The 14,026-nt window shown below is 71.5% G+C and carries 16 protein-coding genes; 7 read left to right on the forward strand and 9 right to left on the reverse strand.

What is annotated here, in order from left to right; all coding sequences use genetic code 11:
* The first annotated feature begins 171 nt into the window (after window positions 1-171).
* The 4 genes from D0D15_RS15550 to D0D15_RS15565 all read left to right on the forward strand — a co-directional run bounded on the left by D0D15_RS15550 (window position 172) and on the right by D0D15_RS15565 (window position 4,935).
* Window positions 172-696, forward strand: coding sequence for a MarR family winged helix-turn-helix transcriptional regulator (locus tag D0D15_RS15550; RefSeq protein WP_094006507.1), 525 nt, complete (start codon window positions 172-174; stop codon window positions 694-696).
* Window positions 693-3,323, forward strand: a complete 2,631-nt coding sequence (locus D0D15_RS15555) for an MFS transporter (RefSeq protein ID WP_094006506.1) — start codon at window positions 693-695, stop codon at window positions 3,321-3,323. The genes D0D15_RS15550 and D0D15_RS15555 overlap by 4 nt, the downstream gene beginning before the upstream one ends.
* Complete coding sequence (locus tag D0D15_RS15560; RefSeq protein WP_094006505.1) at window positions 3,320-4,141, forward strand: YceI family protein; 822 nt, start codon at window positions 3,320-3,322, stop codon at window positions 4,139-4,141. The genes D0D15_RS15555 and D0D15_RS15560 overlap by 4 nt, the downstream gene beginning before the upstream one ends.
* 113 nt (window positions 4,142-4,254) lie before the next feature.
* On the forward strand, window positions 4,255-4,935 hold the full coding sequence (locus tag D0D15_RS15565) for a DedA family protein (protein WP_094006528.1): 681 nt from the start codon (window positions 4,255-4,257) through the stop codon (window positions 4,933-4,935).
* On the opposite strand, the gene D0D15_RS15570 is transcribed toward D0D15_RS15565, so the two are convergent.
* Window positions 4,932-5,279, reverse strand: a complete 348-nt coding sequence (locus tag D0D15_RS15570) for a YdeI/OmpD-associated family protein (RefSeq protein WP_094006504.1) — start codon at window positions 5,277-5,279, stop codon at window positions 4,932-4,934. The genes D0D15_RS15565 and D0D15_RS15570 overlap by 4 nt on opposite strands.
* Window positions 5,276-5,671, reverse strand: a complete 396-nt coding sequence (locus tag D0D15_RS15575) for a VOC family protein (RefSeq protein WP_094006503.1) — start codon at window positions 5,669-5,671, stop codon at window positions 5,276-5,278. Before D0D15_RS15575 ends, D0D15_RS15570 begins: the two co-directional genes overlap by 4 nt.
* Window positions 5,672-5,750: 79 nt before the next feature.
* Between D0D15_RS15575 and D0D15_RS15580 the strand changes: the two genes are divergently transcribed.
* Window positions 5,751-6,686, forward strand: coding sequence for a helix-turn-helix transcriptional regulator (locus D0D15_RS15580; protein ID WP_094006502.1), 936 nt, complete (start codon window positions 5,751-5,753; stop codon window positions 6,684-6,686).
* Window positions 6,687-6,882: 196 nt separating this feature from the next.
* Window positions 6,883-7,131, forward strand: coding sequence for a hypothetical protein (locus D0D15_RS15585; RefSeq protein ID WP_115944524.1), 249 nt, complete (start codon window positions 6,883-6,885; stop codon window positions 7,129-7,131).
* Here the strand turns inward: D0D15_RS15585 and D0D15_RS15590 are convergent.
* The 7 genes from D0D15_RS15590 to D0D15_RS15620 all read right to left on the reverse strand — a co-directional run bounded on the left by D0D15_RS15590 (window position 7,128) and on the right by D0D15_RS15620 (window position 12,685).
* A complete protein-coding gene (locus tag D0D15_RS15590; RefSeq protein WP_094006500.1) occupies window positions 7,128-7,541 on the reverse strand; it encodes a VOC family protein in 414 nt (137 codons plus the stop codon). The two genes, D0D15_RS15585 and D0D15_RS15590, sit on opposite strands and share 4 nt — an antisense overlap.
* A gap of 118 nt (window positions 7,542-7,659) precedes the next feature.
* Window positions 7,660-8,406, reverse strand: coding sequence for an SDR family oxidoreductase (locus D0D15_RS15595; protein ID WP_094006499.1), 747 nt, complete (start codon window positions 8,404-8,406; stop codon window positions 7,660-7,662).
* Complete coding sequence (locus tag D0D15_RS15600; RefSeq protein WP_094006498.1) at window positions 8,403-9,050, reverse strand: nucleoside/nucleotide kinase family protein; 648 nt, start codon at window positions 9,048-9,050, stop codon at window positions 8,403-8,405. The genes D0D15_RS15595 and D0D15_RS15600 overlap by 4 nt, the downstream gene beginning before the upstream one ends.
* Entirely contained in the window at window positions 9,047-9,901 is an 855-nt protein-coding gene (locus tag D0D15_RS15605) for a PfkB family carbohydrate kinase (protein WP_094006497.1), read from the reverse strand. The genes D0D15_RS15600 and D0D15_RS15605 overlap by 4 nt, the downstream gene beginning before the upstream one ends.
* Window positions 9,898-10,704, reverse strand: a complete 807-nt coding sequence (locus D0D15_RS15610) for an ATP-binding cassette domain-containing protein (RefSeq protein ID WP_094006496.1) — start codon at window positions 10,702-10,704, stop codon at window positions 9,898-9,900. The genes D0D15_RS15605 and D0D15_RS15610 overlap by 4 nt, the downstream gene beginning before the upstream one ends.
* Window positions 10,701-11,684, reverse strand: coding sequence for an ABC transporter permease (locus D0D15_RS15615; protein ID WP_094006495.1), 984 nt, complete (start codon window positions 11,682-11,684; stop codon window positions 10,701-10,703). Before D0D15_RS15615 ends, D0D15_RS15610 begins: the two co-directional genes overlap by 4 nt.
* Window positions 11,681-12,685 (reverse strand): substrate-binding domain-containing protein, encoded by a 1,005-nt coding sequence (locus D0D15_RS15620; RefSeq protein ID WP_162830582.1) that lies wholly within the window; start codon window positions 12,683-12,685, stop codon window positions 11,681-11,683. The genes D0D15_RS15615 and D0D15_RS15620 overlap by 4 nt, the downstream gene beginning before the upstream one ends.
* A 118-nt stretch (window positions 12,686-12,803) precedes the next feature.
* Between D0D15_RS15620 and D0D15_RS15625 the strand changes: the two genes are divergently transcribed.
* Entirely contained in the window at window positions 12,804-13,814 is a 1,011-nt protein-coding gene (locus D0D15_RS15625; protein ID WP_094006493.1) for a LacI family DNA-binding transcriptional regulator, read from the forward strand.
* Window positions 13,815-14,026: the final 212 nt, after the last annotated feature.

The following is a 14,026-nucleotide window of genomic DNA, read 5'->3' on the forward strand; positions in this document are numbered from 1 at the left end:
TTTCCGCAACGATCACCCCGGGCAAACCAGTTGTCTGTGGCAACTAAAGTGTTGTCGACCACAGACGGGTTATTTGAGTGGCGCAACCAACTATCCCGGGTGCATCCTTGACACGAGCAACTAGTTGCTTCGGTCAAATAAGACATCCCGTACGAAGAGAGTGATCCGGCCATGCCATCTCCCGTCGAGGAAGCGGCCTTCACGGACACCGAGCTCGACATCGCCGACGAGCTCGGCGTGCAGCTCGTCCGGTTCATGCGGCTGCTCACCAAGGCCAAGTCGCAGGTCGCGAAGCTCGGACCGGACGGGATCGAACGCGCCGCCTACGCGATCCTGTTCCAGCTCGTCCACGACGGGCCGCAGCGCACCAGCAAGCTCGCCGAGGCGCTGCACGCCGAGATCTCCACGATCAGCAGGCAGAGCAGCTCACTGGTGCAGCACGGCCTGGTCGAACGCCTCGCCGACCCCGAGGACGGACGGGCCTGCCTGCTCGCGCCGACCAGCGAGGGGCTGCGCGTGTTCGAGGAGAACCGCAGGCAACGCAACCGGTGGCTGGCCGAGGTGCTCGCCGAGTGGCCGGAGGAGGAGCGCCGCCTCCTGAACCGGCTCCTCGACCGGCTCAACACGGGGATCGAAGCTCACGCTCCACAACTCGCCGACCAGATCTCGGCGCGCAGCAAGGGGGAAAGCGCATGACACGCTCCACACGAGAACAACCGGTGCCCGCCGCGGGCGCCGTCGCGGACGAGGGTCCGCGCCTGACGCACAAACAGATCCTGACCATCCTCAGTGGACTCCTGCTGGGGATGTTCCTGGCGGCGCTGGACCAGAACATCGTCAGCGTCGCGATCGTCAAGATCGCCAACGACCTGCACGGCTTCGACGAGCAGGCGTGGGCGACCACGGCGTACCTGATCACCGCGACCATCGCGACACCGCTGTACGGCAAGCTGTCCGACATCTACGGGCGCAAGCCGTTCTACCTGACCGCGATCGCGTTGTTCGTGATCGGCTCGGCCGCCTGCACGTTCGCCACCTCGATGTACGAGCTGGCCGCGTTCCGCGCCTTCCAGGGCCTGGGCGCCGGTGGCCTGATGTCGCTGGCCATGACGATCATCGGGGACGTGGTGCCCGCCCGGGAACGGGTCAAGTACCAGGGCTACTTCATGATGGTCTTCGGCAGCGCGACCGTGCTCGGCCCGGTGCTGGGCGGCCTGTTCTCCGGTTTCGAGAGCCTGGCCACGATCGAGGGGTGGCGCTGGATCTTCCTGATCAACGTCCCGATCGGTGTCGTCGCGCTGGTGGTCGTCGCCAAGGTGCTGAACGTGCCGCACCAGCGGCAGGACCACCGCATCGACTGGTTCGGCGCGATCTCGCTGGCCATCGCCGTGGTGCCGCTGCTGCTGGTCGCCGAGCAGGGCCGCACCTGGGGCTGGGGCTCGACCACGTCGGTGATCTGCTACGCCGTCGCGGCGTTCGGCATCGTGCTGTTCCTCTTCGTCGAGTACGTGATGAAGGACGAGGCGCTGATCCCGCTGCGGCTGTTCCGCAACTCGACGTTCAGCGTCGCGATCGGCGGCGGCACGCTCGTCGGTCTCGGCATGTTCGGCGCGCTGAGCATGATCCCGCTGTACTTCCAGGTCGTGCGGGGCTACACGCCGACCGAGGCGGGTCTGCTGATGCTGCCGCTGGTGCTGGGCATCATGACCGGCTCGCAGATCTCCGGCCGGATCACCGCCAAGACCGGGCGCTACAAGATCCTGCCGGTGGTCGGCACGGTGCTGATCGCCGCCGGTGCGGTGCTGTACGCGCAGGTGCACTACGACAGCCCGCTGTGGCAGCCGCTGGTCGTCGCCCTGCTCATCGGCCTCGGCCTGGGCGGCTGCATGCAGACGCTGATCATCGCCGCGCAGAACGCCGGCCCGCGCCGCGACATGGGCGTGTCGACCGCGTCGGCGACGTTCTTCCGGCAGATGGGCGGCACCCTGGGTGTCGCGGTCTTCCTGACCATCCTGTTCAACCTGCTGCCGGGCAAGATCGCCGACGCCTTCGGCGGCAACCTGCCCGCGGGCTTCGACCAGAACCAGCTGAGCGCGCTGCAGGCGGACACCAGCGGCCTGCACAACCTGCCGGACGCGGTGAAGGTCCCGATCCTGACCGGGTTCACCAACTCGATGCACGGCGTCTTCTACGTCGCCGCCGGGGTCGCCCTGCTCGCCGCGATCGTGCTGGCGTTCATGCGGGAGATCCCGCTGGCCGGCGGCCCGGCGGTGCCCGCGCCGCCGGTCGAGGGCGGCGAGGCGCTGCTGCCGGACGAGACGGCGAAGGCGGAAGCGGAGACGGACACCTGGGCGGACGCGGACGCCGCGTTCGAGCAGGACCGCGAACCCGTACTGGTTGGTGGGAGGCATGCGTTGAGCGACAACGGACACGGCGAGTACCAGCTCGCCGCCCAGACCGCCCCGATCACGAACGCGGTCGCCAGCGCCGGGACTGACCACGCGCTGGGCACCGGCGGGCAGCCGATCACCGGCACCGTCCGGCGCCAGGACGGCACGTCGGTCGGCGGCGCCGCGCTGACCCTGATCGACCAGCGGGGCCGTCAGGTCGCGCGGGCGACCGGCGGCGGCGACGGCGGCTACCGCATCGGCGCGCCGGGCAACGGCACGTACGTGCTGATCGTGTCGGCGGCCGGGCACCAGCCGCAGGCGGCCAGCGTGGTCGTCACGGACGGTCCCGCGCGGCTGGACCTCACGCTCGTCGGATCGGGCGAGCTGAGCGGTGTGGTCCGGGTGGCGGGCAACGGGTCCCCGCTGGCCGGCGCCACCGTGACGCTGACCGACTCGCGGGGCGAGGTCACCGGGGCCGCGATCAGCGACGCCGAGGGCGGCTACGTGTTCCACGGCGTCAGCTCCGGCACCTACACGCTGGTCGCGAGCGCCGAGAAGATGCGCCCGGTCGCGTCGCTGATCACCGTGCCGGACAGCGGTGTGCTGCGGCAGGACATCGAGGTCGCGCCGGCCGTGCTGCTGGCAGGCACCGCCCGCACCGACGGCGGCCGCCCGGTGCCGGACGCGCGGATCACCGTCCTCGACGCCGAGGGCAACGTCGCCGCGGTCGCGCGGACCGACGAGAACGGCGAGTACGTCGTCAGCGACCTGCCCGAGGGCGACTACACCGTGGTCGCCAGCGGGTACCCGCCGGCGACGAGCCAGGTGAACCTGCCGGGTGGCGGCGACGTGCAGCACGACGTCCGCCTGGGCTACGAGCAGGTGCTCGACCAGCTCGGCGACCCGGCGAGCAACGGGGTGGAGCAGTCATGAGCGGGTTGCGCGCACAGATCCGCACGGCCGAGGGCTGGGCGGTGGAGAACGCGGTGCTGACCGTGACGGACATGAGCGGCCAGCAGGTCGCCCGCGCGGTCGCCGACGCCACGGGAGCGGTGGTCACCCCACCGCTGCCCGCGGGCATCTACACGGCGGTCCTCACCGCCGCCGGGCACGCCCCGCTGGCGCGGACCGCGCAGATCGGCTCGGACGGGTCGGGCTCGCTCGGCGACCTCGTGGTGACCCCGATGGCCGGTGCCGTCGAGCTGCCGCCGGCCGGGCCGTGGACGATCGACCCGGTGCACTCCAGCGCCGTGGCGACGGCGCGGCACCTGGGCATCGCCAGCATCAAGGCGCGGTTCTCCGACATCAGCGGCCGCATCGACGTCGGCCGCCCGGTCGAGCGGTCGCGGGTCGAGGCCGAGATCAAGGCCGCGAGCATCGACACCGGCATCAAGATGCGCGACGACCACCTGCGGTCGCCGGAGTTCCTGGACGTCGAGTCCTACCCGGTGATCGGGTTCGTCAGCACCGGGTTGCGGCAGCGCGGCACGGACACCTGGACGCTGGCCGGGGAGCTGACGTTGCACGGCGAGCGCAAGGCGGTCGAGCTGGACCTGACCTACGGCGGCTACGGGCCCGACCCGTGGGGCGGCGTGCGGGTCGCGTTCCACGCCGAAACCCAGCTGCACCGCAACGATTTCGCGATCAATTACAACGCGATGGTGCGCGCCGGGGTCGCCGCGATCGGGTCGAACATCAAGATCGAACTCGACATCGAGGCTGTTCAGGGCGAGTCGCTGCCGCAGATGTGAGGGGGAAACGCGGTCGCGCATTCGGAGTCGATGTGCGACCGCGTTCCGTAACGATCACCTATTTTCCGCCGATCGGATGACTGGTGGTTGCGTACGGCACGTACGCTTTCCGGGTGACTTTCGACTTCGCCGCGTCCGAAGCCGTCGGCGTCGGCTGGTTGAACACAGCCGGCCCGCTGCTGGTCTGGGTCATCGTGCTCAGCTTCGTGTTCATCGAGTGCGCCCTCATCGTCGGGTTGTTCCTGCCCGGTGACTCGCTGCTGTTCGCGGCCGGGGTCGTGCTCGCCTCGCACGGGGCGCACGCGAGCGCCTGGCTGTTGTCGGCGGCCGCGCTGGTCGTCGCGGTGGTCGGCAACCAGGTCGGCTACTACATCGGCCAGCAGACCGGGGTCAGGTTCATCGCCCGGCGCGGGGGCAAGGTCCTGAACCGGGCGAACCTGGAACGGGCGCGCGAGTTCCTCGACCGCAAGGGCTTCTTCGCGATCGTCGCCGCCCGGTGGATCCCGTGGGTGCGCACGCTGGCGCCGCTGATCGCGGGTGCCGCGCGGATGGACCCGCGGCGGTTCATGTTCGCCACGGCCATCGGCGGCGTGTTCTGGGTGCCGACGCTGGTGCTGATCGGCTACTACGGAGCAGGCCTGCTGGACGCGATCCCGTGGGTCAAGACCGTGCTGGTCTGGCTGTCGATCGCGTTCTTCGTCGTCGGCACCGGGTACGGCTTCTACCGGTACCGGCAGGAGATGCGCCGCCCGGTCGACGAGGAGCCGGACAACGAGTACCCGGCGGCGGCCTAGTCCCAGGCGCCGCAGGCCCTGGCCAGGTCGATCTGCTCCTGGCCGCGCTCGGTCATCCGGCCCTGTTCGATCATCCGCGTCGCGCGTTCCCGGTTCACCCGGCTCCAGTTGCTGCGCGGCCGCCGCGGGGTGAACCGCAGCCGGAAGCTCGTCGCGTCGTGTTTGCGGGCGTGGCTGTCGATCCAGCCGAAGCACAGCGCCTGCTCGATCGCCTCGCCGTAGCCGACGCTGCGCACCGGGCTGTCCTTGTGCTGGATGACCAGCCAGATCTCCTGCTCGGTGCCGCTGTGCGCGGCCAGCCACTCCCGCCAGTCCGCCGCGGTGCGCGCGCTGACCGTGTTCATCGCAGCACGTCCAGGTAGTGCTGGTTGAACATCACGCCGAGCACGTTGCCGAACGGGTCGACCACGGACGCGGTGACGAACCCGGGACCGCGCTCGGTGGGCTTGTCGTGTTCGGTCGCGCCGAGGTCGAGGAGCCGCTGGAAGACGGCTTCGACGTCGTCGACGGCCCAGTAGGCGATCGCGCCGTTCGCGGCCGGCCGCTGCGGCGCGAACCGGCTGTCCAGCAGGCCGAGTTCGTGCTGGTAGTCGCCGATCCGGAACTCGAGGTAGGCGGGCGGGCCGTCGACCGGGCGGCGGAAGTAGGGCGCGACGCCGAGCAGCTCGGTGTACCAGCGCGCGGCGGCTTCGACGTCGTCGGCGAAGTAGGTGACGGTGGTGAGTCCTCGCAACATCTCGGGTCCTTTCTCCGGTGACAGGACCCATGCTCGCGCCTAAAGTGCTCACCAACTGAGCACTTTCCGGGGAGGATTCGTGCGAGCCGACCGGTTGATCTCCGCCGTGCTGCTGATGCAGTCCCGTGGCCGGGTGACGGCCGCGGAGCTGGCGGCCGAGCTGGAGGTGTCGGTCGCGACGGCGCGGCGGGATCTGGAGGCGTTGTCCACAGCCGGGATCCCGGTTTATCCACAACCCGGCCGCGGCGGTGGATGGTCGCTTGTCGGGGGAGCGCGGACGGACCTGAGCGGGCTGTCGGCGGCCGAGGCGCGCGCGTTGTTCCTGCTCGCGGGGCCGGTCGCGGAGTCGGAGGCGGCGAAGGCGGCGCTGCGCAAGCTGGTGCGCGCCCTCCCGGGACCGTTCCGGGCCGAGGCGGAAGCCGCTGCCGGCGCGACGATGATCGACCCGTCGCGCTGGGGCGAGCGCGACAAGGTCCGGCCGGAACTGGTGGACCGCCTGCAGGCCGCCGTGATCGCGCGGCGGAAGGTGCGGCTGACGTACTCGAACGCGAAGCGGGAGCGGTCGGAGCGGCTGGTCGACCCGTGGGGCCTGGTCGACAAGGACGAGGTCTGGTACCTGGTGGCCGGCACCGAGCGGGGCAGGCGGACGTTCCGGGTCGACCGGATCGTGCGCGCCGAGCCGACGGACGAGCCGGCCGCGCGCCCGGACGACTTCACGCTGGCCGCCGCGTGGGAGGAGGTGGTCGGCGAGGTGGAGCGGCGGCGATCGCGCACCTGGGCGACGGTGCTCGTGGAATCGCGGTTCGTGCCGGTGTTGCGGGACCAGTTCGGGCGGCACTGCGAGGTGGTCGCCGAGGAGGCGGGCCGGAGCCGGGTCCGCCTGGCCGCGCCGACCCCGCTCGACGTGGCCCGTCACCTGGCGGGCTGGGGCGCGCTGATCGAGGCGCTGGAGCCCGAGCCGGTCCGCGCGGAACTGGCCCGGATCGGCGCAGAGCTGGCCGCTCGCTACGGGTAGTCGCGTGCTGGATCCTGCCCGCCGGAGTGAGCGGCAAGTCGCCGCGCGGGCGAAATCGGTCCGGGGCAGGCGTCACCCCCGCGGACCTGCGCCGGCAAGATCGCCGGCTACCCGGTGCCGAAGGAGATCGTCGTGCGAGGCCGTGATGGCCGGGGTGTCGTGACCGGCCGGGGACGGCGCGGACTGGGCCGATGAGGTGGCGGCGATCGCGGAGGGGCTCTGGCGGCCGGTGTGCGCCTGCCCGAACGCCATCCCGCTGGTGCTCACGCGGCGCGGCGTCGGCCTGCCCACGCTCGCGCCGGCCGTAGCGCTGCTGCGGGCGCTCGCCCGCGGCGGCCGGTCCGGGCGGGACCTGCTGGTCGCCTTCCGCGTCGTGTCCAGGTTCGCCCAGGCGGAACTGGCGGGCCCGCTGTCCGCGGTGCGCGGCGCGCTGCTGGCGGCCTAGGACTCGATGTCGGCCCAGACCTCCAGCTGGATGCCGTCCGGGTCGCGGAACACGATCACCGCCGAGCCGGGGAGTGTGCGCGACCGCTTGGCGGGGCTGTACTCCACCCCGTAGTCCGCCAGCCGCTGCTCCCACTGCTTCAGCTCACCGAACGTGGGCACGGTGAACGCGACGTGGTCCAGCCCGGTGCGCCGCTCGTCGAACGGGCCGCGCTCGGTGTCCGGGTGCTGCAGCAGCACCACCGAGAACGCGTCGCCCGGGGCTTGGAGCAGGACCTTCCGCAGGCCGGTCTCCGGATCCTCGCGCCGTCCGGTCTCCCGCAGGTCGAGCACCCGCTCGTACCAGGGCACACTCCGGTCGACGTCGGTCACCGTGAGGGCCAAGTGGTGCACTCCGGTCAGCTTCGACATGCAGTCCTTTCTCACCCGATCGTGCCCCCTCAGGAATGACAACGTCCCGTTCGGGTTCCCGGTTTCCACGGGTGTACCTGTGGATAACTCGAAGATTCATCCACAGGCTGTGGGCAAGTCAGCGACCGCCGCCGACCGGCAGGACCGCACCCACCGCGTAGGACGCGGCGGGCGAAAGCATCCACAGGACCGCCTCGGCGATCTCCGCCGGCTGACCGGGGCGCGCGAGCGGGATCGTCGGCGCGATCCGGTTCACCCGATCCGGCAACCCGGCCGCCGCGTGCAGGCCGGTGTCCACCAGGCCGGGTGCCACCGCGTTCACCCGCACCCCCTCGCCGGCGACCTCCTGCGCCAGTCCCCAGGTCAGGGTCTCGACCGCCGCCTTCGTCGCCGCGTAGTGCGTCCACTCGCCGGGCGAGCCGGTGCGCGCGGCCGTGGACGAAATGTTCACCACCGCACCACCGGAACCGCCGTAGCGGGTGGACATCCGCCGCACCGCCTCCCGGCAGCACAGGAACACCCCGGTCACGTTCACGTCCAGCACCCGGCGCACGGTCGCCACGTCCTGCTCGTCGAGCCGCCCGGGCGTGTTGCCGGTGATCGCCGCGTTGTTGACCACCGCGGTGACCGGCCCCAGCCCGGCCGCCGCGTCGAACAACGCGATCACGTCGTCCTCGGCAGCCACGTCGCCCCGCACGGCCAGCGCCTTCCGGCCCGACTCGCGCACGCGCGACACGACCTCCTCGGCGGCCGCCGAGTCGCTGGCGTAGTTGACCACCACGTCGTACCCGCGCGCGGCGCCCAGTTCAGCGACCGCCGCGCCGATGCCCCGGCTGCCCCCGGTGACGACGAGGACGCCGCTCATATCACGAAGTTCTGCAGCGGCAGGTTCTCCAGCAACAGGTCGGCCCGGCTCGCCGTGGTCTCGATCAGATCCGCGTTGCGCTGGTCGCTGCCCAGCGCCCGGCTCCGCGCCTCCACCAGCGTGCGGCCGTACCGCCGGTGCCGGGTGACCAGCCGCTCGATCCGCTCCTTCTCGTCGGGCCGCAGGTACCACACCTCGTCGGCCAGGCCGCGCACGTCGCTCCACGGCGCGTCGTCGACCAGCAGGTAGTTGCCCTCGGTGATGACCAGCGGCACGTCCGGCGGCACGCACACCGCACCGGCGATCGGCTCCTCGATCTCGCGCCGGAACAGCGGCGCGTACACCGTCTCCTTGGTCTCCTTGATGCGGCGCAGCAGGCTCACGTACCCGAAGGCGTCGAACGTGTCCGGCGCGCCCTTGCGCTCGGTGCGGCCCAGCCGCTGCAGCTCGACCTGCGCCAGGTGGAACCCGTCCATCCCGACCACGACCGCGCGGTTGCCGAGCGCGTCGGCCAGCCCGCGGGCCAGGGTGGTCTTGCCCGCCGCGGGCGCGCCCACGATCCCCAGGATGGACCGCCGCCCCCGCGCCACCAGGCCCTCCGCCCTGGTCAGCAGCTCGTCGAACGTCGGACTCGTCGCCGTCATCGCACTCCCAACTTCGCTACCTCCGAAACCCACGCCCGGGGCCCCGCGTGCCGCACCTTCGCCGCGGCCACCTCGTTGGCGAACCGGATCAGCTCCGGCAGCCGCAACCTCCCGACGCCGTACACCAGCGCCCCGTACACCAGCGCACCGTGCCAGACGTCCCCCGCGCCCAGTGTGTCCACCGCGCGCACCGCGGGCACCTCGATCTCACCAACTTCGCCGCCCGATTCCCAGCGCACCGGCCGGGGTCCGTTCGTCACGATCACCGTCGGCACCCCGCGTTCCCGCAGGTCCGCCCCGGGCGCGCGGAAGTGCGCCGAGCAGGCCGCGATGTCGACCAGCGGCAGCAGCTCGTCCATGACCGGTTTCCAGCTGCCCGCGTCCAGCACGACCGGGATGCCGCGCGACCGGGCCCAGCGCGCGACGCCCACCGCCAGCCGCGGCAGGTGCCCGTCGACCAGCACCGCTCGGACGCCGTCCGGTATTTCGGACGGCATGGTGCCGAGGTCCGTCCCGGCGTTGCGGGAGACGACGGTCCGTTCGCCGTCCCGGTCGCGGACCGCGACGGCGCTCACCGCGGGTGGTTCGTCCTGCTCGGGGGCGGTGTCGACGACCCGCACGCCGTGCGCGGCCAGGTCGGCGCGGGCCAGTCCGGCCAGCGGGTGCCTGCCCAGTGCCGTCACCAGGACGGCCTCCGCGCCGAGGGCCGCGACCGTCACGGCGGCGTTCGTCGCCGGTCCGCCCGCGGCCACCGCGACGCTCGACGACTGCACCTTCTCGCCGGGCGACGGCAGCTCCGCCACCCGCTGCACGAGATCGACCGTGCACAGCCCCGCGAGCAGGACGGTCACGCCGACAACCCCGTCCGGACCGCCGACTCGACTTCCTCCACCCGGCCGTCCGCCCCGACCCGCAGCGCGCCCGTGATCAGGCCGACCACCTGGTTCATGCTGGTCGTCTTCGGCGACACCACCCCGACCCGCTTGCCCAGCCGGTGCACGTGGATGCGGTCCGCGATCTCGAACACGTGCGGCATGTTGTGGCTGATCAGCACGACCGGCAGGCCGCGCTGCCGGATCCGGTCGATCAGCTGGAGCACCTTCGACGACTCGGCCACGCCGAGCGCGGCCGTCGGCTCGTCCATGATCACGGCCTTGGTGCCGAACGCCGCCGCCCGCGCCACCGCCACGCCCTGCCGCTGACCACCGGAGAGCGTCTCGACCGGCTGCGTGATCGACTTGATCTTGATGTCCAGCTCGTCGAGCACCCGCTGGGCCTCGGCGCGCATCTTCGCCGTGTCCAGCTTGCGGACCAGCCCGAGCACGCCGCCGCGGCGGATCTCCCGGCCCAGGAACATGTTGGTCGCGATGTCCTGCGCCGGCGCGAGCGCGAGGTCCTGGTAGACGGTCTCGATGCCGCAGCGGCGGGCGTCCAGCGGCGTGCGGAAGTGCACCGGCTCACCGTCGACGAAGATCTCGCCCGCGTCCGGCACCAGCGCCCCGGACAACGCCTTGATCAGGCTCGACTTGCCGGCGCCGTTGTCGCCGACCACGGCGAGCACCTCGCCCGGTTCGAGGTCGAAGTCCGCGCCGTCGATGGCGGTCACGCGGCCGTACCGCTTGACCAGGCCACGCGCTGACAGGGTCGGGGTCATTTCTGCCTCCTGGCCAGCCGGTCCACGGCCACCGCGGCGATCACCAGCGCACCGGTGGCGACGTCCTGGTAGAGCGAGTCGACGCCGAGCTGGGTCAGCCCGGAGCGCAGCACCGTCACGATCAACGCACCCATCATCGTCCCGAACACCGATCCGCGACCGCCGAACAGGCTGGTGCCGCCGAGCACGACCGCGGTGATCGAGTCGAGGTTGCCGAGCTGGTAGGCGTTCGGGTCGGCGTTGGGCACCCGGCCCAGCGCCTGCCACGCGGCGATGCCGAAGATCAGCCCGGCGACCAGGTACACCGACACGATCGTCCGGTTGACCTTGATGCCGCTCAGCCGCGCGGCTTCCGGCGCGTTGCCGACCGCGTAGACGTGCTTGCCCCACGCGGTCCTGGTCAGCGCGTACCAGAGCACGAGGTACATCACCAGCGCGAGCGTCATGCCGTAGGTGACCGGGATGCCACCGAACAGGTAGCGCCGGGTGCCCAGCCACGCGAGCAGCGAGTCCGGCGCGATCGGCACCGCCTGGCCGTCGGCGACCAGCTTGGCCGCCGCGGTGAGCATGGTGAACAGGCCCAAGGTGACGATGAACGGCGGCAGCTTGACCCGCGTCACCAGCGAGCCGGTGACCAGTCCGAGCACCGTGGCGACCAGCACGCCGAGGATGAGCGCGAAGATCCCGGGCACCCCGCCGACCAGTAGTTTCGCCATCAGCAGGGTCGCCAGGACCATCGCCGCCGCGTTCGACAGGTCGATGCCGGCGGTGAGGATGATCAGCGTCTGGCCGAGCGCGAGCGTGCCGACCACGAGCGACTGCTCGACCACCAGCGACAGGTTGTCCAGTTCCAGGAACGTGCTGGTGGACACCGAGAACACCACGACCGCGACGACCAGCGCGAGCGCGGGTCCGATCGCCGGGGCGCGCAGGAAGAACTCACCGAGCGATTCGCGCCTGTCCACAGTGGATGCCGTCATTTCGTCCCCCAGCAGTTCTGCAGGCCCCACGTGGTGTCCTGACTGGGCACACCGGGCATCGGGCGGTCGGTGATCACGACCGAGCCGGTGTCGATGAACCCGCTCGGCTTCTGCCCGGTCCGCGCGTACCGCACGGCGGCGGTGACGCCCTCCTCGGCCATCTTGCGCGGGAACTGCATGACCGTCGCCGCGTACAGGCCGTCGCGCACGTTCTGCACGCCCTGGCAGCCGCCGTCGATCGACCCCATCAGGATCCGCAGGCCGCGGGCCTGCAGCGCGGCGTACGCACCGCGCGCGGTCGGCTCGTTCATCGTGTAGACGGCGTTGATGTCCGTGGTGCGCTGGAGCAGGTTCTCCATCTTCTGCTGGGCGATGGACTGGTCGCCGTTGGCGTTGTCCCGTCCCACGATCGCCGGATCACCGTCCTTGAGACCGATGCCCTCGAGGAACCCGTTGTGCCGGTAGGTGTCCACGGTGCTGCCCGCGGTGCCGTCGATCATGATCACCTTCGGCGCGGCGGGGCCGAGCGCGGCCTTGACGTAGGCGCCCTGCTGGCGGCCGGCCGCGACGTTGTCCGTCGCGTAGGTGGCGTCGACCGCGCTGGCCGGCTCGGTCGCGGTGTCCAGCGCGACCACCATGACGCCGGCCTGACGCGCCCGCTCGATCGCGGCGAGCACGCCGGTCGAGGAGTTCGGGGTGATCAGGATGGTGGTGACGCCCTGCTGGACCATGTTCTCGATGGCCCGGACCTGGCCGTCGTTGTCGCCGTCGAACTGGCCGGCCAGCGCCATGAACTCGGCGCCTTGGGCCCGCGCGGCGGCGCTCGCGGCGTTGCGCAGCTCCACGAAGTACGGGTTCGTTTCGGTCTTCGTCACCAGGCCGACCTTGGCCTGCCCGCTGCCAGCCGGGGCGGAACTGCCACCCCAGTGGCGTTCGACGGTGCACCCGCTGACGGCCAGCAAGCCGGCCGTGACGAGGCACAGGAGACTCCGGTGTCTCACGCTGCCCTCCCCATCGAGGCTGATCGTTTGCCGACGGGGACGGTAGGAGGGCATACACTACTCCGGCAAGCGTTTGCGCAAACGCTTGCGGATCGCCCGTGCTCGTTGGAGAACTCTGATGCCGTCCAGGCCCACCCAGAAGGACGTCGCCGACCTGGCCGGCGTCTCGATCACCACCGTCTCACACGTGGTGAACGGGACGCGTGCGGTGGCCCCGGAGACCAAGGCCGCGGTGCTGCGCGCCATCGAGGAGACCGGCTACACCGGCGACGCGATCGCCCGCTCGCTGGTCACCGGCGGCACCCGGCAGATCGGGGTCGCGATCTCGCTGCTGGCCAACCCGTACTTCGCGGCGCTGATGCAGGCCATCGAGCGGGAGGCCGCCGCGGCCGGGTACACGGTGCTGCTCGCCGACACCCACGACACCGTGAAGACCGAGCAGGAGACGGTCCGGACGCTGCGGTCCCGGCGGGTCGAGGGCATGCTGCTGACCCCGGCCGCCGGGGACGGCCGCGTGATCAGCGAGCTGGTGTCGCTCGGGCTGCCGACCGTGCTGATCGACCGGCTGACCATGCGGACCGACGTCGACCAGGTGGGCTCGGAGAACATCCAGTCGACCTCGGCGCTGACCGAGCACCTGGCCTCGCTCGGGCACCGGCGGATCGGGTTCGTCGGCGGGATGCCCGGGCTGGCCACGTCGGAGGAGCGGACGCTGGGGTACCGGCTCGGGCTCGGGCGCGGCGGGTTGTCGTGGAACCCGGAGCTGGTGGTGTCCGGGCACTCCTCGCGCGAGGGCGGCGCGGCGGCGACGGCGAAGCTGCTGTCCCTGCCGGACCGGCCGACGGCGCTGGTGGTGGCGAACGACTCGATGATGGTCGGCGTGCTGCACGAGGTCCGCCGCCGCGGGTTGCGGGTCGGGGCGGACCTGGCGCTGGCCGGCTTCGACGACGTCGAGTGGTCGGACCTGGTGGAGCCACCGCTGACCACGATGGCCCAGCCGATCGAGGAGATCGGCCGCCGCGCGGTGCGGTTGCTGCTGGCGCGGATCAAGGACCCGGACCGCCCACACGAGACGATCCGGCTACCGCCGCGCCTGATGCACCGCGCCTCCTGCGGCTGCGCCCCGTAGCGCGGCGCCGACCTCACACACGGGAACGCAGAACTCACGCACCGGAACGCAGAACTCGCGCACCGGAGCGTGGGACTCGCGCGCCGGAGCGTGGGACTCGCGCGGTTGGCGAGTTCTGCGTTCGGGGGCGCGAGTCCCACGTTCCTGCCTGCGAGTCCCACGTTCCTGCCTGCGAGTCCCACGTTCGGTCGCGCGAGTTCTGCGTTCGGTGC

It is taken from the genome of Amycolatopsis thermalba, assembly GCF_003385215.1.
Classification (GTDB): domain Bacteria; phylum Actinomycetota; class Actinomycetes; order Mycobacteriales; family Pseudonocardiaceae; genus Amycolatopsis_E; species Amycolatopsis_E thermalba.

Coding starts and splice junctions, on each gene's coding strand:
- D0D15_RS15550 (WP_094006507.1), top strand. CDS start 172: ATGCCATCTCCCGTCGAGGAAGCGGCCTTCACGGACACCGAGCTCGAC.
- D0D15_RS15555 (WP_094006506.1), top strand. CDS start 693: ATGACACGCTCCACACGAGAACAACCGGTGCCCGCCGCGGGCGCCGTC.
- D0D15_RS15560 (WP_094006505.1), top strand. CDS start 3,320: ATGAGCGGGTTGCGCGCACAGATCCGCACGGCCGAGGGCTGGGCGGTG.
- D0D15_RS15570 (WP_094006504.1), bottom strand. CDS start 5,279: ATGAACACGGTCAGCGCGCGCACCGCGGCGGACTGGCGGGAGTGGCTG.
- D0D15_RS15575 (WP_094006503.1), bottom strand. CDS start 5,671: ATGTTGCGAGGACTCACCACCGTCACCTACTTCGCCGACGACGTCGAA.
- D0D15_RS15590 (WP_094006500.1), bottom strand. CDS start 7,541: ATGTCGAAGCTGACCGGAGTGCACCACTTGGCCCTCACGGTGACCGAC.
- D0D15_RS15595 (WP_094006499.1), bottom strand. CDS start 8,406: ATGAGCGGCGTCCTCGTCGTCACCGGGGGCAGCCGGGGCATCGGCGCG.
- D0D15_RS15600 (WP_094006498.1), bottom strand. CDS start 9,050: ATGACGGCGACGAGTCCGACGTTCGACGAGCTGCTGACCAGGGCGGAG.
- D0D15_RS15610 (WP_094006496.1), bottom strand. CDS start 10,704: ATGACCCCGACCCTGTCAGCGCGTGGCCTGGTCAAGCGGTACGGCCGC.
- D0D15_RS15615 (WP_094006495.1), bottom strand. CDS start 11,684: ATGACGGCATCCACTGTGGACAGGCGCGAATCGCTCGGTGAGTTCTTC.
- D0D15_RS15625 (WP_094006493.1), top strand. CDS start 12,804: ATGCCGTCCAGGCCCACCCAGAAGGACGTCGCCGACCTGGCCGGCGTC.